This window comes from Vibrio qingdaonensis (assembly GCF_026191675.1).
Classification (GTDB): Bacteria; Pseudomonadota; Gammaproteobacteria; order Enterobacterales; family Vibrionaceae; genus Vibrio; species Vibrio qingdaonensis.
Map to the genome: position 1 here is coordinate 21,106 of NZ_JAKRRY010000025.1, position 24,597 is coordinate 45,702.

Below are 24,597 nucleotides of genomic sequence, written 5' to 3' on the forward strand. Positions count from 1 at the left end.
AAACAGGATAGTACAACTCGATGTCACGTTATTCACGCTCATATCTAGCGGCTTCTGTCGCTGCTGCGCTGCTCGCGTCCTACGCACACGCCGAAGATACATCGAAAAATAATGGGCAAACTATGCCTCCAACAGACCAGTGCTCTGTTGATACTGCACAAAGTTCTGATTCCAATCAAGAGCCAATCAATATTGAAGCCGACTCATTAGAGGCGATCAATGGTCAGCGCGCGACCTATAAAGGGGATGTGGTTGTCACTCAAGGCAATAAAACCATCACCGCGGATCAAGTAACGCTGCACCAACAAGAAAGCATTGTTGTTGGTGAGGGCAACGTTGTCATGAATGATGGTGAGATCAAAGTGGTATCGGATAAAGTCACTAATAACCTAAGTAAAGATGATCTGACACTCGAAAATACTCAATACGAATTTCTTTGCACCCCTGGACGTGGTGAAGCTGTTTTTATCTCTAAAACAGGCAAGAAAATGTATGAAATTGAGGATGGCTCTATCACTTCTTGTCCAGAAGGTGATAATTCATGGCGCTTCTTAGCAAGCGATATGGACATAGACCCTAATGAAGAAGTGGCAACACTCTACAATGCGAGAGTTGAAGTTCAAAAAGTGCCTATATTCTATTTGCCTTATATGCAAATGCCAATTGGTGATAAACGTAAAACAGGTGTATTACGTCCGTCGGCCTCACTTGGCTCTAAAAACGGTTTTGAATTTTCACTGCCGGTTTACTGGAACCTTGCCGAAAATTACGATTTGCTCACTACTTTTAATTATATGCAAAATCGTGGTTTACAGCTCAAAGGTAACTTTAGATACTTAACTGCTGGCAGCAACGGACAATTACGAGCTGAAGTCTTGGGAACCGACAAAAAATATGAAGATAAAGGTGCTAGGTGGGCCGCTCAATTTAATAACAACACCTCTTTCAACCAAAACTGGGGATTAAGAGTAGATTACTCTCAAGTGAGTGATATTGAATATTTCACAGATATGGACTCAAGCCTTGGTAACCGTTCTGACGGTCAACTTCTTCAAGAGGGAGAGCTCACCTTTAGAAATGAACGCTGGGACACTGCAGTCAGAGTTCGTGACTTCCAGATACTTGTTGATAACAGTAAACCTTACCAACTAGCTCCTCAGTTTGAAGCAGATTACCACCTGCCAAATATCTATGGAGACCTAAATTTTGATTTCATCAGTCACATTTCTCATTTCGTAACCGATGACACAACAAAACCAGAAGCCACTCGAGTCCATTTTGAACCCGGTATAACACTGCCACTTGCTACCACCTGGGGAACGTGGACGACAGAAGCTAGATACCTTTCAACATATTACGACCAAGACATCAGAGATTTAGTCTATGATAACAATGGTAACGTGAGACCGTTGGAAGAAAGCGTATTTAGAAATATTCCCCAATTTAGAACTCATGCAGGCGTAGTATTGGAGCGTGGGACCACCATGGTTAAGGACTACACACAGACCCTAGAGCCGCAAATTCAATATTTATATGTACCAGAAGTAAATCAAGATGGCATTTATGAATACGACACCACTCTTTTACAAACAGATTATTACGGGCTGTTCCGTTCTAGGAAGTACAGTGGTGTCGATAAAATTGCAGCAGCGAACCAAATTAGTTATGGCGCCTCAAGTCGATTTTATGATAGTTCAAACAAAGAGCGATTGGCCGTCTCATTTGGTCAAATCTATTATCTTGATGCGGGTACGAAAAACCCTAACTCTTACCCTGATGCATCATCAAACTACTCTGCCTGGGCTGTAGAAACAGATTTCAATTATAACGACCGTATTTTCTATCGCGGTGGTATTCAATATGATGTTGACGGTTCCCAGATCTCACTCGGCAACTCAACTCTGGAGTACCGTGTAGGTAGTGACTATATTCAAGCGAACTATCGCTATGTCACTAAAGAGTACATTGAAAATACCGTGAACCTCGGAGATATAACAAATATCACTAAGAATGGTATTTCACAAGTAGGCCTGCTAGGAGGCTATCGCATTAATACCAACTGGATAATGAGTGGGCAGTATTATTACGACACGACCGAAAACGTGTCTATGGAGTGGCTTGCTCAAATTCAATATGAATCAGACTGTTGGTATTTAGGCTTTGATTTAAGTAAGCAGCTTCGCTCTTGGGAAAACGGCATTGGTCAGGATCCTATTTTCGAAGAAAACATCCGAGTCAACTTCGGAATAACCGGGCTTGGGGGTAGTACTGCGCCCCCACCGTCACCGAATGGTAACGCATTGAAATATAGCCGACCTTTTACATTGAGTAACTAAGCTATTCAGTTCAAGGAACTTTATAAACTTCTCCCACTCTTAGTTGGAGAAGTTTACACTAGGAATATCGATGAAATTTATTAGCAAAATTCTCTCTACCTTATTATGCGCGACCGTCGCACTGCACGCGCTTGCGGCACCGGTTGAACTAGATAGAGTACGCATCGTGGTTAACGATGGCGTTATTTTACAAAGCGACATTGAGTCAGCCACAAAGACTCTGTTTGCCAATGCGAAAAAAAACAACCAAGAGTTGCCATCACAAGACATCATTCAAGAGCAAATCCTCGATAAGTTAATTTTAGAAAAGCTGCAGCTTCAAGAAGCGGAAAGAATTGGGGTTCGAATCGATGATAATCGCCTTGAAGAAACGTTAAAGGACATTGCAAAAAACAACCAACAAAGCGTGGCTCAGCTTCGCCAAACTGTCGCAGAGGAAGGCTTGGGTTGGGAATCATTTCGTGAGCAAATTCGTGACGAAATTGCCGCTAGTGAAGCGCGCAACGCTATGGTTAGACAGCGTATTAACATCCTACCAGCAGAAGTCGACAACCTCGCAGAGCTACTTGCACAAGAAAGCAATGCCACCGTCACCTATAACATTCGCCATATTCAATTACGTTTCAAAGAGGGTGAAGACAAAAGTGACGTTGAGAAGCAGGCAAAAGATATCGTCGCCAAGCTTAAAGATGGTGAAGACTTTGCCACCATGGCTTACACCTACTCAAAAGGTCCCAAAGCCCTAGAGGGCGGTGATTGGGGTTGGATGCGAAAAGAAGAAATGCCCACTATTTTTGCTGACCAAATCAAAATGCAAACTAAAGGTAGCATTATTGGTCCATTCCGCAGTGGTGTAGGGTTCCATATCCTGAAGATTGAAGACGTTAAAGGCCTAGAAACCGTTTCGGTCACTGAAGTGAACGCGCGTCATATTCTAATAAAACCAACCGTCATTTTGAGCGATGAAGGCGTTAAGCGTGCCCTCAACAGCTACATTCAAAAAATTCAAAACGGTGATGCTACCTTCGCAGAACTTGCCGAGCAATACAGCGCCGATCCTGGCTCTGCCGCTCAAGGCGGCGAACTTGGTTACCAAACCCCTGAACTGTATGTGCCTGAATTTAAACACCAGGTAGAAACATTGCCTATCGGTCAAATCAGTGCTCCATTTAAAACCGTTCACGGTTGGCATATCGTCGAAGTCTTAGACCGACGTGATGTCGATAAAACGGGTTCTGCGATGCAAAACCGTGCTTATCGCATTTTGTTTAACCGTAAGTTCAACGAAGAAGCTTCCGCATGGATGCAAGAAATCCGCGCTAGCGCGTTTGTTGAAATGATCAAAGATGAAGACACTGATGATGACAGCAACTAATCAAGCCACTGAGCAAGCCGATTCTATGTTAAGAAAAACAAAACGAATCCTCATCACCGCGGGAGAGCCTGCTGGTATTGGCCCCGATCTGGTTGTCGCCCTATCCCAACGCGAATGGCCTTATCAGATCGTGGTCTGCGCCGATAAGTCTCTGATAGCCGAGCGAGCAAAACAGCTTAATACGGATTTATCGCTCATCGATTACGATAAGGCATGTCAGGAGAAGCATCAGGTTGGTACTCTCGTTATCCTGCATGAACCATTAAGCTCCCCAGCACAAGCGGGAAAGCTCGATGAGTCTAACGGTCAGTACGTATTAAATACGCTAGAAAAAGCAGCAAAAGGCTGTATGAATGGCGAGTTTGATGCTATTGTCACCGGCCCTGTGCATAAAGGGGTGATCAACCGTGCTGGTGTCAGCTTCAGCGGCCATACAGAGTTCTTTGCTGAAGTGTCAAATACACCGCTCGTCGTAATGATGTTGGCTACCGAAGGCCTACGTACTGCATTAGTCACGACCCACTTGCCTTTGACGGCCGTTTCTGCCGCGATAACCAAAGAGCGCGTTGCCAGTATCATAGAGATACTGCACCATGACCTCGTTAGCAAGTTTGGTATTGATCATCCAACTATTTATGTATGTGGGTTAAACCCCCACGCAGGAGAAGATGGTGTTCTAGGTTCGGAGGAAATCGACACGATTACACCAACGCTAGACACCCTTCGCAGGGAAAAAGGTTATAACCTTATCGGCCCACTACCTGCCGATACGATTTTCAATGACAAATACCTGCGCGATGCAGACGCTGTTTTAGGTATGTATCACGACCAAGTGCTTCCTGTATTAAAATACAAAGGCTTTGGTCGTTCAGTAAATATCACACTTGGTCTACCCTTTATAAGGACATCGGTTGATCATGGCACTGCTTTAGATCTTGCAGGCACTGGCCTTGCAGACTTTGGCAGCTTTGAGACAGCATTAGCATACGCGATAGATTTAGTAGAGAGCAGACAATGAGAAATGATGTCCACTTGGGGCACAAAGCGAGAAAACGTTTTGGTCAAAACTTCCTTAACGATCCGTACATCATCGATGGCATCGTATCGTCTATCAATCCAAGACCGGGTCAAAACCTAGTTGAGATTGGTCCAGGTCTTGGTGCCATCACTGAGCCAGTCGGTAAAGAAGTGGATAAACTAACGGTTATCGAATTGGACCGTGACTTGGCTGAACGCCTGCGTAACCACCCAGATTTGGCAGATAAGCTGACCATCCATGAAGGCGATGCTATGCGCTTCGATTTCACTCAACTGGTGAAGCCGAATAACAAGCTGCGTATTTTTGGTAACCTACCATACAATATCTCAACGCCACTGATGTTCCACCTATTTGAATTTCATAAAGATATTCAAGACATGCACTTCATGTTGCAAAAAGAAGTGGTCAACCGCTTAGCAGCAGGTCCAGGCAGTAAAGCCTATGGTCGCTTAACGGTTATGGCACAATATTACTGTAAAGTCGTCCCTGTACTAGAAGTCCCACCAACGGCGTTTGTTCCACCACCAAAAGTGGACTCAGCCGTTGTGCGCTTAATGCCTTATGAAGTGTTACCGCACCCAGCCAAAAACATTAAGTGGTTAGAGCGTGTATGCCGCGATGGCTTCAACCAACGCAGAAAGACGGTTCGAAATTGCTACAAGTCTCTTCTGTCTACTGAAATACTCGAAGAGCTTGGGGTTAACCCAGGCATGCGCCCAGAAAACCTCACTCTGGAGCAATTTGTTGCCATGGCCAACTGGCTAGAAGACAACCACAAATAATGAACGCTGCGCCTAACATTTATAATGTTGGGCGTTTTTTTTAAGCAAAGGAGAGAGACATGGATACTTCTTCCCCTTGTGTTAAATGCCAAGTACATACCAAATACATTGCAGAGCAGTCTGATCCCGATAATCAACGCTTTGTCTTTGCTTACATCATCACCATTAAAAATCTTAGCAAAGAGACAATCCAGTTACTTAGTCGCCGCTGGTTAATCACCGATGCAAATGGTAAACAAATGAGTATTGAAGGTGATGGCGTTGTTGGGCAACAACCGATAATTGAGGGCAATGACGAATACACATACAGTAGTGGTACCGCAATAGAAACCCCGGTTGGAGTCATGCAAGGTCACTACGTCATGATTGATGGAAAGGGAACAGCGTTCAACGCGGAAATTGAACCCTTTCGCCTTGCCGTGCCAAATATTCTCAATTAAAACTATATACTAGCCGCATAAATTCACCTCACGCTTTATCTCGTGTAGCATGGCGTTGTTCTAATTCTAACTTTAACTCTAACTTTAACTTTAACTCTAACTACACGACTAACCATACCCTTTTAATCTCCCAACATTATAGGTACAGTTTGGCCAATTATATTATCGGTGACATTCAAGGCTGCTTTGATGAACTTAAGCTATTGCTTACATCGGCCGAGTTTAATGCCAGTGTCGATACACTCTGGGTTGCGGGCGATCTCGTCGCCAGAGGGAATAAGTCTTTAGAAACCCTTCGGTTTCTAAAGGGACTAGGAAAAGCTGCCAAGATCTGTCTAGGGAATCATGACCTTCATCTCCTTGCGGTCTCTTTAGGTGTTCATCGAGCCAAAGCGAAAGATAAAACACTCCCCATCCTCGACGCAGACGATCGCATTGAATTATTAGAGTGGCTTCGCCAACAGCCATTGCTTCTTGAGCATGATGAGTTTGTTGTCTGCCACGCAGGCATTTCACCAGACTGGTCACTATCTACCGCAAGAACATGTGCCCACGAGGTTGAGGTCGAGTTATCCTCAGACCGTTGGCAGCAGTTAGTTGCCGATATGTATAGCAATCAGCCAGACAAATGGCACTCAGATTTAATCGGGATAGATCGCTGGCGATACACGATTAATGCCTTTACTCGAATGAGATTTTGTTTCCCTGATGGGCGCCTTGACATGGCATGTAAGCTTCCTCCAGAGGAGATAAAGGACGATCAATTGCTACCCTGGTTCCAAGTTCCACAGCGAATCCCGTTGCAAAAAACCATTTTATTTGGTCATTGGGCAGCGTTGGGTGGTTATATGAATGACGAAGTGATTGGGCTAGATACTGGCTGCGTATGGGGAGGAACGCTTACTATGATTCGCTGGGAAGATAAACAATTATTCTCCCAAGCAGCGCTTTAGCACTCGAAGAACTCATCCTAGAGGATCTTTCGCTTAGCGTGTACAACGGCGAAAGAATCAGCCCATAGGTCGGAACGACTTAACAACCTATGGACTCAACCTATGGACTCAATCTATAGACAATCTGCCTACTGATTTTCAAGTATCACAAAACTCATATCGTATCGATTTTTTTCATCGGCAGTAAACGCTTCGCGGTAGGTTTCACGCCACTCACTTCCCCACTCAGGGAACTGTGTATCCCCCTCTATAGTGGCGTCGATGAACGTTAAGTACAACTTATTTGCCATTGGTAAACAATGACGGTAAAACGCCCCACCACCAATGATCATCACTTCCGCCTCTTCATGCACTAATGCTAATGCGGCATCCAATGATGTCACCGTATCTACACCATCAATGATCAGAGTCTCATCTCTGGTCACAACAATATTGCGTCTTCCCGGTAGCGCCCGTCCAATCGAATCATAGGTTTTTCTGCCCATAATGACAGGTTTACCCATTGTGCATTTTTTAAACCACATAAAATCGGCAGGAAGATGCCAAGGCATTTGGTTGTCTTTACCAATAATACGATTACTGGCCATGGCGGCTATCATACTGATGATCATTGTTATTGTTCCTATATACGACTGAGACAAATCACACTTAAGCGCTCAAGGCTTAAACGACGGGACGACGACGATAGAATAACAGCCCCGGCATGGCTAAGCCAATAGCAAGCCCAGCGATAATAAACATCGCTTTAAGGAAGTTCTCCATCAAGGTCGCTAATAGATCCGGCGTAAAACCCAAATGGTTGATCTCTACCATAGCTATCATCGCTTTAAAGGCAAACACACCGGGAACCATGGGGATCAGTGCTGCAACCGTAAATACTTTAGGGTGTGCTAAAAATTTATGCGACCAATGGACACCAATACAGCCGACAATCGTGGCCGCAAAAAACGATGCCCACTCAATGGGCACGCCATAATGCAGCATAATAAAACGACTGCCATGTCCTATGGCACCTCCTACTGCACAGTAAGCTAAAGCATTCTGAGGCACATTAAATACTAAAGCAAAACCCACGGCAGGGATGGCTGCAAAAAACATATCATTGAGTAACGCGAATATAAGATCGAACCCCGGCATAGCCATTATTGCACCCATCCTAATACGTTCGTGACGCTCATTGCACCAACAATCCCTAAACAGGTTGCGAGGGTTAATAAACTGGCCATCACAAAGCGCGCGATGCCCATATTGATGTAACCTTTAATCATATCGGCAACGGCGTTGATGAGCGGGAAACCCGGGACGAGCATCAATACCGAAGAAGCCATCACTAATTGAGGCTGAGCACCAATACTATAGATCACCGCTTGAGCGGATATTAACGTGGTAACAAAAGCCGTGACAGCGAAGTTAAGTAACGGATTGAAGTGGCGATGGCCGACTTCCTGTCTCACAATCATACCTATGGATGAAGCTAAAAATGTCATCATAAATACCGACCAATCCCCACCTGCAAGGCGACTAAATGCCGCGCACGACAAGCCAATCATGATCACGACTAACCAACGATTATAGCGCTCGGGGCTAATAGCATTGAGTTTCTTTTGCGCCAACTCATAATCGAGAATACCTTTCTCCATCATGATACAAATTCGCTGAACTTGTGTGACAACACGCATGTTGAGCCCTTTATCCGGGCTCCTGCGCGCCGTCGTCACGCAATGCTGTTGATAAACGGTTGTCACAACTAAAGAACTTGCCGACAGTGAGACTTCAACTTCATCCATGCCTGCTGCAATGCCTATACGATGGGTGATATGGCCGACCAATGTGCTCTCTGCACCGTGAGCTAACAGCATTTGACCTGCTTGAGCGATCAATCTTGATACGTTTCTTTGTTTTGATGCCATGGTTCCTTCCAGCATGCACAATAATTTGGGTTCGTCAGTTTGCCTTATATTAGGTTGAGTAAAAATGATTTAGGTACAAAAAAGCCGCAATATAATATTGCGGCCTTATTTAACTATCTTGCGAATCGCGATTAGTCACGAACATAGATGACGTGTCCATCATCTTCTTCATCGTCCCAATCATCGAAGTCATCACCATCTTCGGTCACAACGTCTTTACCAGCAATCGCATCTTTATGGTAATCATCCCACATGAAGTCAACTTTCTCTTCTTCAGAAATCTCTTCCTGAGCTCGAGGTAATGTCTCCATAAAGTCAGCCAGCTTATAGCACAGTTCTTTGGTACCTTGCTTGTTCACTGCTGAAATCTTAAAGTGATCATCTTCCCAACCTAGTGCATCAATCACTTCTTGGATGATCTCGTCCGCTTCTTCCTCAGACATTAGATCGACCTTATTGAATACTAACCAACGAGGCTTACCCGCTAGTTTTTCACTGTATTGCTCAAGCTCATCAATGATGGTTAGCGCATTTTCAATAGGGCTAGACTGATCGATAGGCATGATATCAATCACATGCAACAGCACTCGGCAGCGCTCTAGGTGCTTCAAGAAGCGAATACCTAAGCCTGCACCATCTGCTGCACCTTCAATAAGACCAGGAATATCGGCAACAACAAAACTTTTCTCAGGAACAACACTCACCATGCCCAAGCTTGGGATTAGTGTCGTAAATGGGTAATCTGCCACTTTAGGCTTGGCTGCTGACACCGCACGAATAAACGTCGATTTACCTGCGTTAGGTAGACCTAGCATACCCACGTCAGCCAGCAACAAAAGCTCTAGTCTTAGCTCGCGTAATTCACCTTTAGTACCCAATGTCTTTTGACGGGGTGCTCGGTTAACTGAAGATTTGAAACGAGTGTTGCCAAGACCATGCCAACCCCCTTTTGCTACCATCACTTTTTTGCCATGTTCGGCAACTTCAGCAACGATTTCATTGGTATGAATATCAACGGCGCGAGTACCTACTGGCACTTTCATTACTTTATCTTTACCGCGTTTACCAGTACAGTTTCCACCGCGACCATTTTGACCACGTTCCGCATCATAAAAACGCTGAAAACGGTAATCAATCAATGTGTTAAGGTTTTCATCTGCTTCGATGTAAATGTCGCCACCATCGCCGCCATCACCACCGTCAGGGCCACCTTTAGCCACAAATTTTTCACGCCAAAAACTCACAACGCCGCTACCGCCGTCACCAGCTTGGACTTTTACTACCGCTTCATCTACGAACTTCATCTCTTACTCCGACTACTTCTTCGCGTGTATATCCTAGAAACTTGATGTGCATTCTGCGCGACTCAATATTACGTCAACGAACTACGAATAAACCCATCTTCTAGGCTAAAACAATTATCACTACATTTTAGCAGATGACAGAGACGATTCCCCACTTAACCTATGCGAATTCGAGTAAGTAGAACTTTGTCTCTATCGACTGCTTATAAATAAAAAACCCTGCCGAATCGGCAGGGCTTTTGAATTCAGCTAGAAAGCTAATTTAATAATTGAGCACTAGGCCAATTATTAACCTTCGATGCTTACAAACTTACGGTTTTTAGGACCTTTAACTTCAAATTTCACTTTACCTTCAGTAAGAGCGAAAAGAGTGTGGTCTTTACCGATGCCAACGTTTGTGCCAGCGTGGAACTTAGTACCACGTTGACGAACGATGATGTTACCTGCAAGAACAGCTTCACCACCAAAACGCTTAACACCTAGGCGTTTGCTTTCTGAATCGCGGCCGTTACGAGTAGAACCACCAGCTTTTTTGTGTGCCATTGTTAAACTCTCCTAATCGATTAAGCGTTGATACCAGTGATTTTCACTTCTGTGAACCACTGACGGTGACCTTGTTGCTTACGTGAGTGCTTACGACGACGGAACTTAACGATTTTAACTTTATCGCCACGACCGTGTTGTACTACTTCAGCAACGACTTTGCCGCCCTCAACTAGAGGAGCGCCAACTTGGATCTCTTCGCCGTTAGCAACAAGAAGAACTTTATCAAATTCTACAGTTGCGCCAGTTTCAACGTCTAATTTCTCTAAACGAAGGGTTTGACCTTCGCTTACTCGGTGTTGTTTGCCACCAGATTGGAAAACAGCGTACATATTTTACTCCGCTTTTTCCGCACAGCCTTTTGATTGTTATTTGAACAATGAGGGTGTGCGCTAAACTAATCATCAATAGGGCGCAGATTCTACGCGAACCATTAACCTATGACAAGCCATATTTTAAAAATTTTGGCGAAAAGCTAATCGCCAAAGAAAAGTGCGGCAATAATGCCTTTTAAGCATGTATTAATCAACGTTTTTTAGTGTATTATTCACCAAATTATAATGATCGACTAAGCCTTATAGGCTCTATGCTCAACCGGGTACGTAATGGATTTTAAAGCTATCCAATCACTAACTGCTAGTGACATGGTAAAAGTGAACGAAACGATTCAGGCACAATTGAACTCTGAGGTCAGCCTTATCAATCAATTGGGCTTCTACATTGTCAACAGTGGTGGGAAACGCATCAGACCACTTTTGGCTATATTGTCAGCAAAAGCCCTAGGCTATGACGGGAAAGCTCACACGACGGCAGCCGCTTTTATAGAGTTTATTCACACCGCTACTCTGCTTCATGACGATGTCGTTGATGAGTCAGATATGCGCCGTGGTAAAGCCACCGCAAATGCCGCCTTTGGCAATGCGGCCAGTGTCTTAGTCGGTGATTACATTTACACTCGCTCGTTCCAAATGATGACGGGCCTAGGATCACTACGAATTCTTGAATTAATGAGTGATGCGGTAAACGTTATCGCCGAAGGTGAAGTACAGCAATTAATCAACTGTAACGATCCTGACACCACTGAAGCCAGCTACATGCAGGTTATCTATTCAAAAACCGCTCGCCTTTTTGAAGCGGCCACGCAAGTTGGCGCTATCCTCAATGACGCCGAACCAGAGGTAGAAACTGCCCTTCAAAACTATGGTAAATACTTAGGCACGGCATTCCAGCTTATCGACGATGTGATGGATTACACCTCATCGGGTGATGACATGGGTAAAAACGTCGGCGATGACCTTGCAGAAGGCAAGCCAACACTGCCACTGATTCACGCCATGCAACACGGTGAGCCTGAAGAAACAGCGATGATTAGAGAGGCCATCGAGCAATCAAATGGTATTGACAAGATTGACGCCATTCTTGCAACAATGAAGCGCGTTGGTTCGTTAACCTATACCGAAGAACAGGCTTATAAAGAAGCTGACAAAGCGATTGCTGAGCTGAATGTCCTCCCTGAAAGTGTTTACAAAGACGCCCTTGTCGCCTTGGCCTATATGGCGGTAAAACGAAGCGCTTAAAATGCCTCCTGAGACAATTAAAAATGAAAGAGCGAAAAAGAGATAATTCCACATTGTCTCTTTTTCGCTCTTTCAATCATCGAATGGTGATTTAGTAGTATTGGTCGCAGCCATTATGAAGTTGCAGATTCTCATCAATCTCATCAATGGACAACGCCCATTGCAGTTCACTGCCTGATGGCGCCACCAATACAGACCCTGACACCTCATCAATCACTAACACTTTACCCACCCCATGCTGAGACTCTACCCACATCCCTTGACTCACATCTTTAATATCCATACCCCTACTCCTTCTTTATCATCGTATCTCTACATACCGATATAGATAGGGTATAGATCAAAAAACCGATCTTAAAAAGATCGGTTTTAGTCTTAATTACGCGTGGTACAGCAAGAATGCCTATTTAGCGAATTCGATACCAAGTTCAATATCTTTATTCAACGTTTCTAGCATGCCGTCAAGAGCCGCTTTCTCGTAGTCACTCAATTCGCCGTAGCTTAGGATGGCTTCCGCGCCATCTTTACCTAACTTCACTGGCTGTGCAAAGAATGGAGCATGCTCACCCTCACCTTCAACATAAGCGCATTCAATGACATTCTCTTCACCTTGTAGGCCTTTCACCAGCGCGAGACCGAATCGACAAGCCGCTTGTCCCATAGACAACGTTGCCGAACCACCACCCGCTTTCGCTTCTACAACTTCAGTACCGGCATTTTGGATACGTTTGGTCAATGCTTCTACTTCTTCAGCGGTGAATTCCACACCTTCTACTTGAGATAGCAAAGGAAGAATTGTCACACCAGAGTGACCACCAATAACAGGAACACGAACGTCGCCTGGATCTTTATCTTTTAAGCCCGCAACAAACGTTTCAGAGCGGATAACATCTAATGTCGTAATACCAAACAGCTTACGCTTATTATAAACGCCGGCTTTTTTCAGCACTTCTGCTGCAATAGGTACCGTTGTATTCACTGGATTCGTGATAATCCCGATACACGCTTCTGGACATACTGCCGCAATACGCTCCGCCAAAGACTTGACGATCCCAGCATTTACATTAAACAGATCCGAACGATCCATGCCTGGCTTACGAGCCACACCAGCAGAAATTAACACAACGTCCGCACCTTCTAACGCCGGCGTTGGGTCTTCTCCAGCATAACCTTTGATAGAGACAGGAGTCGGGATGTGACTTAAGTCAGCAGCAACGCCCGGAGTGACTGGTGCAATGTCGTAAAGGGCTAAATCTGAACCAGCAGGAAGGCGGTTTTTCAATAGAAGGGCTAAAGCTTGACCGATGCCACCTGCGGCACCAATGACAGCTACTTTCATGGGCGTTCTCCTTGAGAGAGGTTCTCTTATTAATAGTTTTGTAGGGTAATTTTTCATCAGTTAAAGAAAATCTATAATATTCACTAATCGATTACAATCAATTAACCTCAGCTTTGCGAGGTCGCGCACCTCACCAAATACGTGCTACTAAATTAGCACGATATCCCTCGAATAATAACCTTCTTTTTTTCTTGGTTTTTATGGAGTTATAGCACTTTATTTAGCTATAAATAATAGTGATACTGTCGACATAAACTATGGATTATTTGGTCAACAAACGGGTTCTGTGCAACAATAGACGGATCACTGCAAGTCGGACCAATTTAAGAGGCGTTTATGCGCAATAATGATAAACAAGACAATCTCGTTCGTGCTTTTAAAGCACTGCTAAAAGAAGAACGCTTTGGCTCACAAGGCGAGATCGTTGATGCACTAAAAATTGAAGGGTTTGAAAACATCAACCAATCAAAAGTGTCACGCATGCTAACAAAATTCGGCGCAGTGAGAACGCGAAATGCCAAAATGGAAATGGTCTACTGCTTACCCGCAGAACTCGGGGTACCCACTGTTTCTAGTTCACTACGCGAGCTTGTACTCGATATTGATCATAACAACGCGATTGTTGTCATTCACACCGGGCCTGGCGCAGCACAGCTTATAGCAAGGCTACTTGACTCGCTTGGTAAAGCGGAAGGCATTCTTGGTGTTGTCGCAGGCGACGATACTATTTTTATCACCCCTACGCTCAACATTACCACCGAACAACTCTTTGACTCAGTCTGCGATTTATTCGAATACGCGGGCTAGTTTCAAACAGTAACATTCAGAATAATGTGTCACGGAACACTGGGTTTCGTGATACACATCACATCTTAAATAATCCAACATCGCTCCCAAAAATACACTTAACTTATTGTTTTAAATAATCTATACCACTCCAACCCAACTCCCCTACAACCTTCTGGCACAGATAAATCACCTATTTTTATTAACAATATGATAATTTTCTTCCAAATTATTTGGTATGATTGCGCTACTTTTTCAACAAACGGATTGAAAAAGATGCCGTTTCCGCATAGGAAACCTCTGAAGACGACTATAGTTATTCAGGGTTAGTAATGAATAAAGGAAGGGAAATTCATGGCATTGAAGAAACTTATCAAAATCGGCGTTATTGCAGCGGCCGTTATGGGCGCGGGCGCAGCTAATGCTCAAGAGTTCATCACTATTGGTACTGGTTCAGTAACGGGGGTTTACTACCCTACTGGCGGTGCAATTTGTAAGCTGGTCAATAAAGGTCGTAAAGATCACAACATTCGTTGTTCTGTTGAGTCAACGGGCGGTTCAATTTACAACGTGAACACGATGCGTGCTGGTGAGCTAGACTTTGGTGTTGTTCAATCAGATTGGCAATATCATGGCTATAATGGTACGAGCAAATTTGAAGACCAAGGTCCTTACAAAAAACTTCGTGCTATGTTCTCTCTACACACAGAACCTTTCAATATCATTGCTCGCGCCGACTCTGGCATTGAAAATGTTAGCGATCTAAAAGGCAAGCGAGTCAACATTGGTAACCCGGGTTCTGGTGACCGTGCAACAATGGGCGTGGTCATGGATGCCATGGGTTGGACAAACAGTGACTTTAAACTGGCTTCAGAGCTAAAAGGCTCTGAGCGTTCACAAGCTCTGTGTGACAACAAAATTGACGCATTTGTTTATGTCGTCGGTCATCCAAACGGATCAATCAAAGAAGCCACCACATCTTGTGATGCTCGTTTGATCCCAGCAACAGGTGTTGAAGTCGACGAAATCGTTTCTGCCAACCCATACTACGCATACAGCTCGGTTCCAGCAGGTATGTATCGCGGTTCTGATCAAGATGTGAAGAGCTTCGGTGTAGCCGCAACTATGGTGACAACATCAGACGTGTCTGACGAAGTGGCTTACAATGTTGCAAAAGCTGTCTTTGAAAACTTTGACACCTTCAAGCGCTTGCACCCAGCCTTTGCAAACTTGAAAAAAGAAGACATGGTTAAAGCAGGGCTTTCAATCCCTCTTCACCCAGGTGCTGAAAAATACTACAAAGAAGTCGGTCTTCTTAAGTAATACGCCAAGTAGGGAAGCATCGCTTCCCTACTGTTTTCTTAAATACCATTACTCAAAATAAATGAAACCAGATGTCTTATCTGGTTTGGCTAATTGGGCTCAACGTTCACAGCCCACTACTTTCTAGCCAAATATACACAACAACAGCCACACCTTCGTATCCTTTGACTACACTGTTTAGAGGCGAAATAGGGCTCTATACCTAAATGACTTGCAGAGACAAGTTGGTCATGCTCACGAGATCTCAATCGACATAAGAAACGATGGGATAGTAAAAAGCGCACCGACTCACCACCGCTACAAGTAAAAAGGGATAATCCGTTGTTGGGAAACATTGGACCATGAATAATAAAGGATAAAGTACATGACGCAGACATCACAACCGTCGCAAGATGTGCAAGAAATGGTCGCGCAAGCCGATACTGGAGCACGAAGCCCACAAGGAATACCAGCGAAGATCCTCTGGTTTGTACCTTTGTGTTGGTCGCTATTTCAACTTTGGTATGCTTCTCCGCTACCATTTATTTTTAATTTTGCCGTTCTCAATGACACTGAAGCGCGTTCAATCCATTTAACGTTCGCTATTTTCTTAGCTTTCACCGCTTATCCAGCGATGAAATCCTCCCCAAGAGACCGAATTCCAGCGATAGACTGGGTATTAGCATTGTTGGGCAGCTTTTCTGCCGCCTATATCTTTCTCTTTTACACCCAACTCGCCGAACGTTCTGGTGCACCTACGACCATGGATATTGTCGCAGCTGTCACTGGGATGATCTTACTCCTTGAGGCGACACGACGCGCATTAGGTCCTCCGCTCATGGTTGTTGCGGCAGTCTTTCTGCTGTACACCTTTGGTGGTCCTTATATGCCTGACGTCATCGCACATAAAGGGGCAAGTTTAAACAAAGCCATGTCACACCTTTGGTTGACCACTGAAGGGGTATTCGGTGTCGCTCTAGGCGTATCCACCTCGTTTGTTTTCTTGTTTGTACTCTTTGGCGCGATGCTAGAACGAGCTGGTGCTGGTGCTTACTTCATTAAAGTTGCATTCTCTTTGCTTGGGCATATGCGTGGTGGACCAGCAAAAGCGGCGGTTGTCGCTTCTGGTCTATCTGGACTGGTCTCTGGTTCATCCATCGCCAACGTGGTGACCACAGGTACGTTTACTATTCCGCTCATGAAACGGGTGGGTTTCCCGGGAACCAAAGCCGGCGCTGTTGAAGTTGCCGCTTCCACCAATGGCCAGCTAACACCACCAATTATGGGTGCGGCGGCATTCCTAATGGTCGAATATGTAGGCATCTCCTATGTAGAAGTGATTAAGGCGGCACTACTTCCCGCGCTCATTTCCTACATTGCCCTAATTTATATCGTACATTTAGAAGCCTGCAAAGCGGGTATGACAGGACTACCTCGCCGCCATAACCCGACGCTGGTTCAAAGCCTATTATCATTTACGGGCACCATTTTAGGACTTTGCGTCATTAGTGCCGCCGTCTATTATGGGATTGGTTGGACTAAAGGGGTATTTGGTGATGCTGCAACACCGATTGTTGGCGTAGCCTTGCTTGCTTCTTATATTGGCTTGCTGAGAATTTCTGCCCGTTACGCTAAAGAAGGTGTGATGGAGATTGACGCTGAGTTAACCGAAGTCCCAGATCCAGGACCAACCATTAAATCTGGTTTGCACTTTTTGCTGCCAATCGTTGTCCTAGTATGGTGCCTTACTGTTGAACGATTCTCTCCAGGCTTATCCGCGTTCTGGGCAACAGTGTTCATGATTTTCATCTTGATTACTCAACGTCCGCTGATCGCAATAATGAGCAAATCGGATGATGTTGCACAACAAGCAAAAGCCGGATTTGTTGACCTTGCAGAAAGCATGGTATCTGGTGCTCGTAACATGATTGGTATCGGTGTCGCGACAGCCGCTGCTGGTATTGTGGTTGGTGTCGTTACTCTAACCGGCATTGGCCTTGTCATGACCGACTTCGTTGAGTTTATTTCCGGTGGTAGCATCATATTAATGTTGTTGTTTACCGCGGTAATTAGCTTGATTCTCGGTATGGGCTTACCGACCACGGCCAACTACATCGTGGTATCAACCCTGATGGCACCGGTGATTGTCACCTTAGGCGCGGCTCATGGTCTAATTATTCCGCTTATTGCCGTCCATCTCTTTGTGTTCTACTTTGGTATTTTGGCCGATGATACCCCGCCGGTTGGTCTCGCGGCTTTTGCCGCTGCTGCGATCGCTAAGTCAGACCCAATCCGTACCGGTATACAAGGCTTTACCTACGATATTCGTACCGCTATTTTGCCATTCATGTTCATTTTTAATACTCAGCTTCTGTTGATGGGTATAGATTCATGGTGGCATCTCGCGCTCACGGTTATTTCATCCATCATCGCGATGCTTATTTTCTCTGCCGCGACTCAAGGATGGTGGTTGACCAAAAATAAGTGGTGGGAAACGGTATTACTATTGGTACTCACCTTTACCTTCTTCCGACCTGGTTTTTGGTGGGACATGGTTTACCCAGCAAAAGTTGTTTCACCCGGGATTGAGATAGCGCAAATCACTAAAGAGCTAAATGTTGGACAATCCATCGAATTACGAGTAGCTGGTGAAACCTTTGATGGCAAAGCCGTAGAAAAAACGGTTCGCCTACCATTTGATGACCGCGCTACCACAGCTGAAGATAGAATCGCCTCGATGGGACTCATGCTCACAGAAAATGACGGTAAAATGATTATCGACATGGTTGAGTTTGGTAGTCCTGCGGAAGCTTCCGGACTTGATTTTGATTGGGAAATCCAATCCATCATACAAGATGCGGAACGACCAATGAAAGAGTGGATGTTTGTCCCAGCGCTACTCATACTCTTAGCCATGGCTATGAATCAAAAACGTCGTGCTCGTAGGGAAGCGTTAAGCGCGTAAGACAGATAAGGCTCCCAATGTAGGGAGCCTTAAATAAGGACAAAGCGACCTCACCTAGCGTGAATTAAGAAGAGAAATCACATGTATAAACAGATCCTTGTTCCTGTCGATCTAAATGATAAAGGCTTTTCCGATAAAGCTGTAGAGATCGCGGTTTGGCACGCCAAACATTCCAATGCGGAAATCCACCTTCTGAATGTACTACCAGGCATTCACATGTCGATGGTCGCCACATACTTTCCTAAAGATGCCGCAGCTAAAATGAAAAGCGATGTAAAAGCACAACTTAAAGCATTCGCTGATCAACATATTGATGACGAAGTGATCTTTAAAGTTCATGTCGCCGAAGGTAAACCCTACGCGACTATCTTAGACTTTGCCGAACGCCTTGGCGCTGACTTGATTGTTATGCCAAGCCATAAACGCTCAAAAATTGATAAAGTGGTGCTTGGCTCTGTGGCGAGTAAGGTCGTACAAAACTCCCCAATTAACGTATTGGTCGTCAAACCACAAACAGACTAACCCTAAGATCAGTAGCAATAAAAAAGGTAGCATATGCTACCTTTTTTATTGCTAAAGCATCGCAGCGTTATACTAAGCCTTACTCGTCACCATCCCATAAACGATATAAATCACACCACTCGGTTTAATTCTGAGCCCTGCTGAAAAGCCTCTAAGTTATCAACCAATATATTACAGAGCTTTTGTATCGAAGAGTCGCTGCCCCATGCCACATGAGGCGTTAGTAACAATGTCGGCAAGTCTTGATTCATAATCAAAGGGTTATCTTTTGGAGCTGGCTCTTGAATAAAAACATCAACGCCTGCCCCAGCAATCACACCTTGCCGTAACGCATCCACTAACGCGTGTTCATTGACTAAACCACCCCGTCCGGTATTAATTAGCACCGCCGTTGGCTTCATTAACTCGAGTTCGTGCTTATCAATCAGATTTACAGTGGACTCTGTCAAAGGACACAACAAACACACTGCATCAGACTGTTTAAGGACGCTATCAAACGTCTGATAGCCCGCTCGAACCTCCGATGCGCCTTTTCGCTCAGCAAACACCACCTTCATCCCTACCGCGGATGCCAGCTTGGCCGTTGCTTGTCCCAGTGTACCTGAGCCGATAATACCCAAGGTTGACCCAGCCACGTCTCGAATCGGGTGCGTAAAGAAACAAAACTTACCCTGTTTCTGCCACTCACCTTGAGCAATATCATTATGATAAGCGCTAATGTTTCGAAACAAAGCAAACAATAGCCCTATCACGTGTTCGGGAACCGATTGAGTCGCATAACCTTGAATATTAGAAACGGCGATACTCCGAGACTGGCAGTAAGAAAGATCAACATTATTAACGCCCGTTGCCGTCACTGCAATGTGCCGTAACTTGCTTGCCTGCGCTAACACCTCTTCACTTAGTACCACTTTATTCGTCACGATAATATCTGCATCCACGATCCGCTCTGCAATCTGCGACGGCGTGGTGTCGGGATAATTCAACCACTGATGTTCAAATGATAACGGCGCTATTTTAATATGAGACGGGATAGTATCTCGATCCAAAAACACGACAGTTGGTGCACTAGGTTCGTGCGAGTTCAAACACTTTTCATAGGACGGTGGTTTAGATAAATCGTGATGTGTATCGGTCATAGAGCATCCTTAACTGGCACTGACCGATAGTCTCAATCCGGTCAAATCAACATTTGGGTAGAGTTCTATAATCCGGTAAAACTGGCGCAGGGTCAAAATGTTCAATCACCATTTGCTCCGCTTGCGGATAAAACTCACACGGGACAAAAATAGCACTCAGCGCCAACGTTTCTGGATGATAAAAAGAAAGCTCCGTAGCATGAAGTGCCAACGTGTCTGAATACTGCTTTGCTTCATCATGCGCATAAAACTCATCCCCCACAATCGGATGCCCGATTGCCAACAAATGTACACGTAACTGATGAGAGCGACCAGTAATCGGAAACAAGCGCACAATGCTGGTTTTCCCTTCTTCTGCCACCACCTGATAGTAGGTCTGTGATGGCTTACCGTCTTGATAACATACTTTTTGCCTTGGTCTATTCGGCCAATCGCAAATCAGAGGTTCATCAATCAACCCCTCTTTGGTTTCAGGCGTGCCCCATACTCGCGCATAGTAAATTTTATGGGTCAGTCGATACTGAAATTGCTTCTTGATCGCACACTCTGCTGGCTTATTTTTTGCCAGTAGCATCAACCCCGATGTGGACATGTCTAGCCGATGTACAACTTGGATTTCCGGATACTCAGCACGCAGCCGGCTCCACATACTATCGTAGTGCTCTGCGGCTCTCCCTGGCACTGACAACAATCCAGAGGGCTTATTTACCGCCAGGATGTCCTCGTCTTCATAGACGATATCAATCCAAGGGTCAGTGGGTGGGGTATAGCTTAACATCGCCATAGTGCTTACCGATATAAAGGAGGTTAAATACAGATAAAGGTAACCCTTTGTGGTGTGTCTTTATCTTATGCAAAGCGCAGAAACAAAAAATGCAGCCTACGCTGCATTTTTTATTATCATGCCAAGCTTAGTTATGGCTCACGACAATCAGACGTAGCGAATCCAATTGCAATTGTGCGTTATTGATATAACCATCTAACGCTTTAATCTGAGTATCAATCGCCTCGATCTCTTCATCGCGAATATTTGGGTTCACCGCTTTCAATGCCTGAAGACGTTCCAGTTCACCATTGAGACTAGAGTACATGGCCTTGTGCGCTTGCTCTTTCGCTTGAGTAAGCTTAGGCTCCACGACAGCATTGCCCGCTTCAATCAAACGTACAACTTCACCTTGAACCGATGTCACAAGCTTACTCGCTAAGTGACGATTAACAGGGCTTAGCTGACGATTAAAGCCTTCAAACTCTACTTGAGCAGACAAGTCATTACCTCGCCCATCAATCATCAAACGAATCGGCTCTGGTGGCAAGAATCGGCTAATACCGCTACGTTTCGGCGCTTGCGCATCCACCACGTACACCAACTCAAGCAAAATAGTTCCGACAGGCAACGCCTTGTTCTTCAGCAATGAAACGGCACACGTACCAACGCCTTCACTCATCAGCAGATCGATACCGCCTTGAATCATTGGGTGCTCCCAACTGATGAAGTTCATATCTTCACGAGAAAGCGCGGTATCGCGGTCAAAGGTAATGGTTGCCCCTTCGTAAGGCAAACCAGGATAACTCGGTACCATCATGTGCTCAGACGGCGTCACCACCAAAGCATTTTCACCTTTATCATCTTGGTTCAAGCCAATGGTATCAAATAAGCTTAACGCGAACGTTACGAGGTTGGTATCACCATCGGTCGCTTTAATATCATCCGCTATTTTTTGCGCCGCTTCCCCACCATTAGAGTGCATCTCTAATAAACGGTCACGCCCTTGCTCTAAGTCGTGCTTCAGCTCTTGATTGTACTGACGCGAACCTTCAATAACCTCGTCCAATTCAGTCACATCACCAGAGGCGAGCATATTCACAATCGACTCTTGATAACGGTCATAAACCATTCGACCCGTTGGGCAGGTTTCAGCAAAAGCGTTCAACCCTTCGTCAAACCAACGCGCCAGGATCGCCTGAGACGTCCCCTCTAGGTAAGGCACGTGCACGTCAATATCGCGACTTTGCCCAATACGGTCTAAACGGCCAATACGTTGCTCAAGCAAATCCGGGTTAAATGGCAAATCAAACATAACCAGTTGATTAGCAAACTGGAAGTTACGACCTTCGGAGCCAATTTCACTACAAATGAGTACCTGAGCGCCACCCTCTTCTTGAGCAAAGTAAGCCGCCGCTTTATCACGTTCAAGAATTGACATGCCTTCATGGAACACAGTCGCGCGAATGCCTTCTCGCTCACGAAGTGCCTGTTCAAGCTGCAAAGCCGTGCTTGAGCGTGATGCGATAACCAGAATCTTTTCACTGCGTTTTGCTTGGATTTTTTCAATCAACCAATTCACACGTGAGTCGAACTGCCACCAACTTGACTCTTCACCTTCAAACTCTTGGAAGATCTCTTCTGGGTAAAGCATCTTCATCGCGCGAGCTTCTGGTGCCATTTTGCCACCAATCATGCCAGATACACGCATTGAAGTGGTGTATTGCTGCGGAATCGGCATCGGAACCAAATTCACATTACGCGTTGGAAAGCCTTTAATCGCCGCACGCGTATTTCTAAACAGTACACGTCCCGTGCCATGTCGGTCCATCAGGTTATCAATCAGTTCCTGACGTGCCGTGCTTTTTTCATCATCATCCGCGCCACTTTCTAAGACGTTAAACAAAGGCTCTACGTCTTGTTCTGAAAGCAATTCTGTAATTTGATTCTTGGCTTCATTGGCCAATTTTTCACCAGAGAACAGAGCGGTCACCGCATCTGCAACCGGAGCATACTGATCTTCTTCTTTTACAAACGCGTCATAATCAAAGAAACGGTCAGCATCTAACAAGCGTAAACGAGCAAAGTGGCTTTCACGTCCTAGTTGCTCTGGTGTGGCAGTCAGCAATAATACACCTGGTGTCTTTTCCGCTAATGCTTCGATAACTTGATACTGACGACTTGGTTTTTCTTGGCTCCACTCTAAATGGTGCGCCTCATCGACGACCAATAGGTCCCACTCACCTTCCAAGGCTTGCTCAAAGCGCTTGCGACTCTTACGCAAGAAATCCAATGAACACAGCACAAACTGTTGGGTATCAAATGGGTTATCCGCCTCGGCGTACGCTTCAATACAGCGCTCTTCATCAAAAATTGAAAAGTGAAGATTAAAACGGCGCATCATTTCAACTAACCATTGATGCTGCAATGTTTCAGGGACCACAATAAGAACACGCTCAGCACGGCCAGATAACACCTGCTGATGAATGATCATGCCCGCTTCAATCGTTTTACCTAGACCGACTTCATCAGCTAGCAATACGCGAGGCGCATGACGGCGCCCAACTTCATGAGCGATGAAAAGTTGGTGTGGAATTAAACCAGCTCGCATACCACAAAGACCACGCATTGGGCTTTTATGCTGCTGATGTTGATTAGTCAGTGCACGATAACGCAGCACAAAGTTGTCCATGCGGTCAATTTGCCCTGCGAACAATTTATCTTGTGGCTTGTTAAAACGAATATGGTTGCTTAAAAAGATCTCACGCAATGCCATGTCTGGTTCTTGCGTGTCTTGGCGCGTACCAATATACGTCAAAACGCCTTGGTCTTCCGACACATCCGCAACCTCTAAAGACCAGCCTTCTTGGCTATCTATAACATCGCCGACATTAAAAATGACTCGGGTTACCGGTGCATCACTACGTGCATAAACACGATTTTCTTCCGATGCAGCAAACATCAATGATACTGTTCTCGCATCCAATGCGACGACCGTACCCAAACCTAAATCACTTTCCGTATCGCTAATCCAGCGCTGCCCTAAAGCAAATGTCATAGAACGAATACCTCACTCTTTTCGATATCTTTTGCGGTTATTTGGCGGTAGCTCAGAGTCATTATTGAGCTCACAACTCCGCCCAAATAATAGTAGATGATGACACACAAATTGCGCATCCCTACCACTAGATGAAAGGTCGCTCATCTTACTTGAAGGCGTGATTTAGGTCACGCCAATTGCACGGAAAACCTCAGTTTTTTTTGTTTTGGTCACGTTGACATAAAACTGAAAAAAAATAGTGGCATTTGTTAACGGTAAGGTGAGAATTTTCACTTATACTAAAAGTGTAAACGTTACAAAGATGTTAAACCATCATAAGCTTGTGAACGTATACAAGGATAAGCCATTCAATCTTATTCGTTTTGATTGAAGCAACCAAAGTTGACTCACCGTGTACACAGACGAGCCAGCGAGGATCCAAAACCTGATTCGTCTCAGCTGTGAGCAACTTGCCAGGATAA

22 protein-coding genes are annotated in these 24,597 nt (G+C 45.0%); 11 read left to right on the top strand and 11 right to left on the bottom strand.

Annotated features, from left to right (window positions below):
* Positions 1–20 precede the first annotated feature (20 nt).
* The 6 genes from lptD to MD535_RS17055 all read left to right on the top strand — a co-directional run bounded on the left by lptD (position 21) and on the right by MD535_RS17055 (position 6,925).
* Positions 21–2,336 (top strand): LPS assembly protein LptD, encoded by a 2,316-nt coding sequence (gene lptD, locus MD535_RS17030; RefSeq protein ID WP_265676235.1) that lies wholly within the window; start codon positions 21–23, stop codon positions 2,334–2,336.
* Positions 2,337–2,406: 70 nt separating this feature from the next.
* Complete coding sequence (gene surA / locus MD535_RS17035) at positions 2,407–3,711, top strand: peptidylprolyl isomerase SurA (RefSeq protein WP_265676237.1); 1,305 nt, start codon at positions 2,407–2,409, stop codon at positions 3,709–3,711.
* Positions 3,712–3,736: 25 nt separating this feature from the next.
* Positions 3,737–4,729, top strand: coding sequence for a 4-hydroxythreonine-4-phosphate dehydrogenase PdxA (pdxA, locus tag MD535_RS17040; protein ID WP_265676295.1), 993 nt, complete (start codon positions 3,737–3,739; stop codon positions 4,727–4,729).
* Positions 4,726–5,532 carry a 16S rRNA (adenine(1518)-N(6)/adenine(1519)-N(6))-dimethyltransferase RsmA gene (rsmA, locus tag MD535_RS17045; protein WP_265676239.1) on the top strand — a complete coding sequence of 269 codons (807 nt, stop codon included), beginning with the start codon at positions 4,726–4,728 and terminating at the stop codon, positions 5,530–5,532. Before pdxA ends, rsmA begins: the two co-directional genes overlap by 4 nt.
* 59 nt (positions 5,533–5,591) lie before the next feature.
* A complete protein-coding gene (gene apaG / locus MD535_RS17050) occupies positions 5,592–5,972 on the top strand; it encodes a Co2+/Mg2+ efflux protein ApaG (protein WP_265676240.1) in 381 nt (126 codons plus the stop codon).
* A 149-nt stretch (positions 5,973–6,121) separates the two neighbouring features.
* Complete coding sequence (locus tag MD535_RS17055) at positions 6,122–6,925, top strand: symmetrical bis(5'-nucleosyl)-tetraphosphatase (RefSeq protein ID WP_265676241.1); 804 nt, start codon at positions 6,122–6,124, stop codon at positions 6,923–6,925.
* Between the two features lie 128 nt (positions 6,926–7,053).
* On the opposite strand, the gene folA is transcribed toward MD535_RS17055, so the two are convergent.
* The 6 genes from folA to rplU form a co-directional block, all read right to left on the bottom strand.
* On the bottom strand, positions 7,054–7,536 hold the full coding sequence (gene folA / locus MD535_RS17060) for a type 3 dihydrofolate reductase (RefSeq protein WP_265676243.1): 483 nt from the start codon (positions 7,534–7,536) through the stop codon (positions 7,054–7,056).
* A gap of 52 nt (positions 7,537–7,588) precedes the next feature.
* On the bottom strand, positions 7,589–8,062 hold the full coding sequence (locus MD535_RS17065) for a threonine/serine exporter family protein (RefSeq protein WP_390902950.1): 474 nt from the start codon (positions 8,060–8,062) through the stop codon (positions 7,589–7,591).
* 5 nt (positions 8,063–8,067) lie between these two features.
* On the bottom strand, positions 8,068–8,835 hold the full coding sequence (locus MD535_RS17070; protein WP_265676245.1) for a threonine/serine exporter family protein: 768 nt from the start codon (positions 8,833–8,835) through the stop codon (positions 8,068–8,070).
* A 131-nt stretch (positions 8,836–8,966) separates the two neighbouring features.
* Entirely contained in the window at positions 8,967–10,139 is a 1,173-nt protein-coding gene (gene cgtA, locus MD535_RS17075; RefSeq protein WP_250617469.1) for an Obg family GTPase CgtA, read from the bottom strand.
* Between the two features lie 288 nt (positions 10,140–10,427).
* Complete coding sequence (rpmA, locus tag MD535_RS17080) at positions 10,428–10,682, bottom strand: 50S ribosomal protein L27 (RefSeq protein WP_250617468.1); 255 nt, start codon at positions 10,680–10,682, stop codon at positions 10,428–10,430.
* A 20-nt stretch (positions 10,683–10,702) separates the two neighbouring features.
* Positions 10,703–11,014, bottom strand: coding sequence for a 50S ribosomal protein L21 (gene rplU / locus MD535_RS17085; protein ID WP_005437376.1), 312 nt, complete (start codon positions 11,012–11,014; stop codon positions 10,703–10,705).
* Between the two features lie 273 nt (positions 11,015–11,287).
* Between rplU and ispB the strand changes: the two genes are divergently transcribed.
* Positions 11,288–12,259 (top strand): octaprenyl diphosphate synthase, encoded by a 972-nt coding sequence (ispB, locus tag MD535_RS17090; protein ID WP_265676246.1) that lies wholly within the window; start codon positions 11,288–11,290, stop codon positions 12,257–12,259.
* Positions 12,260–12,350: 91 nt separating this feature from the next.
* On the opposite strand, the gene MD535_RS17095 is transcribed toward ispB, so the two are convergent.
* The gene (locus tag MD535_RS17095; protein ID WP_265676247.1) at positions 12,351–12,542 is read right to left on the bottom strand and encodes a hypothetical protein; all 192 of its coding nucleotides are present in this window, start codon (positions 12,540–12,542) and stop codon (positions 12,351–12,353) included.
* A 120-nt stretch (positions 12,543–12,662) separates the two neighbouring features.
* Entirely contained in the window at positions 12,663–13,598 is a 936-nt protein-coding gene (gene mdh, locus MD535_RS17100) for a malate dehydrogenase (RefSeq protein ID WP_265676248.1), read from the bottom strand.
* Positions 13,599–13,934: 336 nt separating this feature from the next.
* Between mdh and argR the strand changes: the two genes are divergently transcribed.
* The 4 genes from argR to MD535_RS17120 all read left to right on the top strand — a co-directional run bounded on the left by argR (position 13,935) and on the right by MD535_RS17120 (position 19,173).
* Entirely contained in the window at positions 13,935–14,405 is a 471-nt protein-coding gene (gene argR / locus MD535_RS17105) for a transcriptional regulator ArgR (protein WP_265676249.1), read from the top strand.
* 333 nt (positions 14,406–14,738) lie between these two features.
* Complete coding sequence (locus tag MD535_RS17110; protein WP_265676251.1) at positions 14,739–15,707, top strand: TAXI family TRAP transporter solute-binding subunit; 969 nt, start codon at positions 14,739–14,741, stop codon at positions 15,705–15,707.
* A 364-nt stretch (positions 15,708–16,071) separates the two neighbouring features.
* Positions 16,072–18,651 carry a TRAP transporter permease gene (locus MD535_RS17115; RefSeq protein ID WP_265676252.1) on the top strand — a complete coding sequence of 860 codons (2,580 nt, stop codon included), beginning with the start codon at positions 16,072–16,074 and terminating at the stop codon, positions 18,649–18,651.
* 81 nt (positions 18,652–18,732) lie between these two features.
* Positions 18,733–19,173: a universal stress protein gene (locus MD535_RS17120; RefSeq protein ID WP_265676253.1), complete on the top strand. Its 441-nt coding sequence runs from the start codon at positions 18,733–18,735 to the stop codon at positions 19,171–19,173.
* Positions 19,174–19,283: 110 nt separating this feature from the next.
* Here MD535_RS17120 and MD535_RS17125 read toward each other — a convergent pair whose 3' ends face one another.
* The 3 genes from MD535_RS17125 to rapA form a co-directional block, all read right to left on the bottom strand.
* Positions 19,284–20,312: a D-2-hydroxyacid dehydrogenase gene (locus MD535_RS17125; RefSeq protein ID WP_265676254.1), complete on the bottom strand. Its 1,029-nt coding sequence runs from the start codon at positions 20,310–20,312 to the stop codon at positions 19,284–19,286.
* Between the two features lie 46 nt (positions 20,313–20,358).
* Positions 20,359–21,096 carry an RluA family pseudouridine synthase gene (locus MD535_RS17130; RefSeq protein ID WP_265676256.1) on the bottom strand — a complete coding sequence of 246 codons (738 nt, stop codon included), beginning with the start codon at positions 21,094–21,096 and terminating at the stop codon, positions 20,359–20,361.
* Between the two features lie 127 nt (positions 21,097–21,223).
* Positions 21,224–24,133 (bottom strand): RNA polymerase-associated protein RapA, encoded by a 2,910-nt coding sequence (gene rapA, locus MD535_RS17135; RefSeq protein WP_265676257.1) that lies wholly within the window; start codon positions 24,131–24,133, stop codon positions 21,224–21,226.
* Positions 24,134–24,597 lie beyond the last annotated feature (464 nt).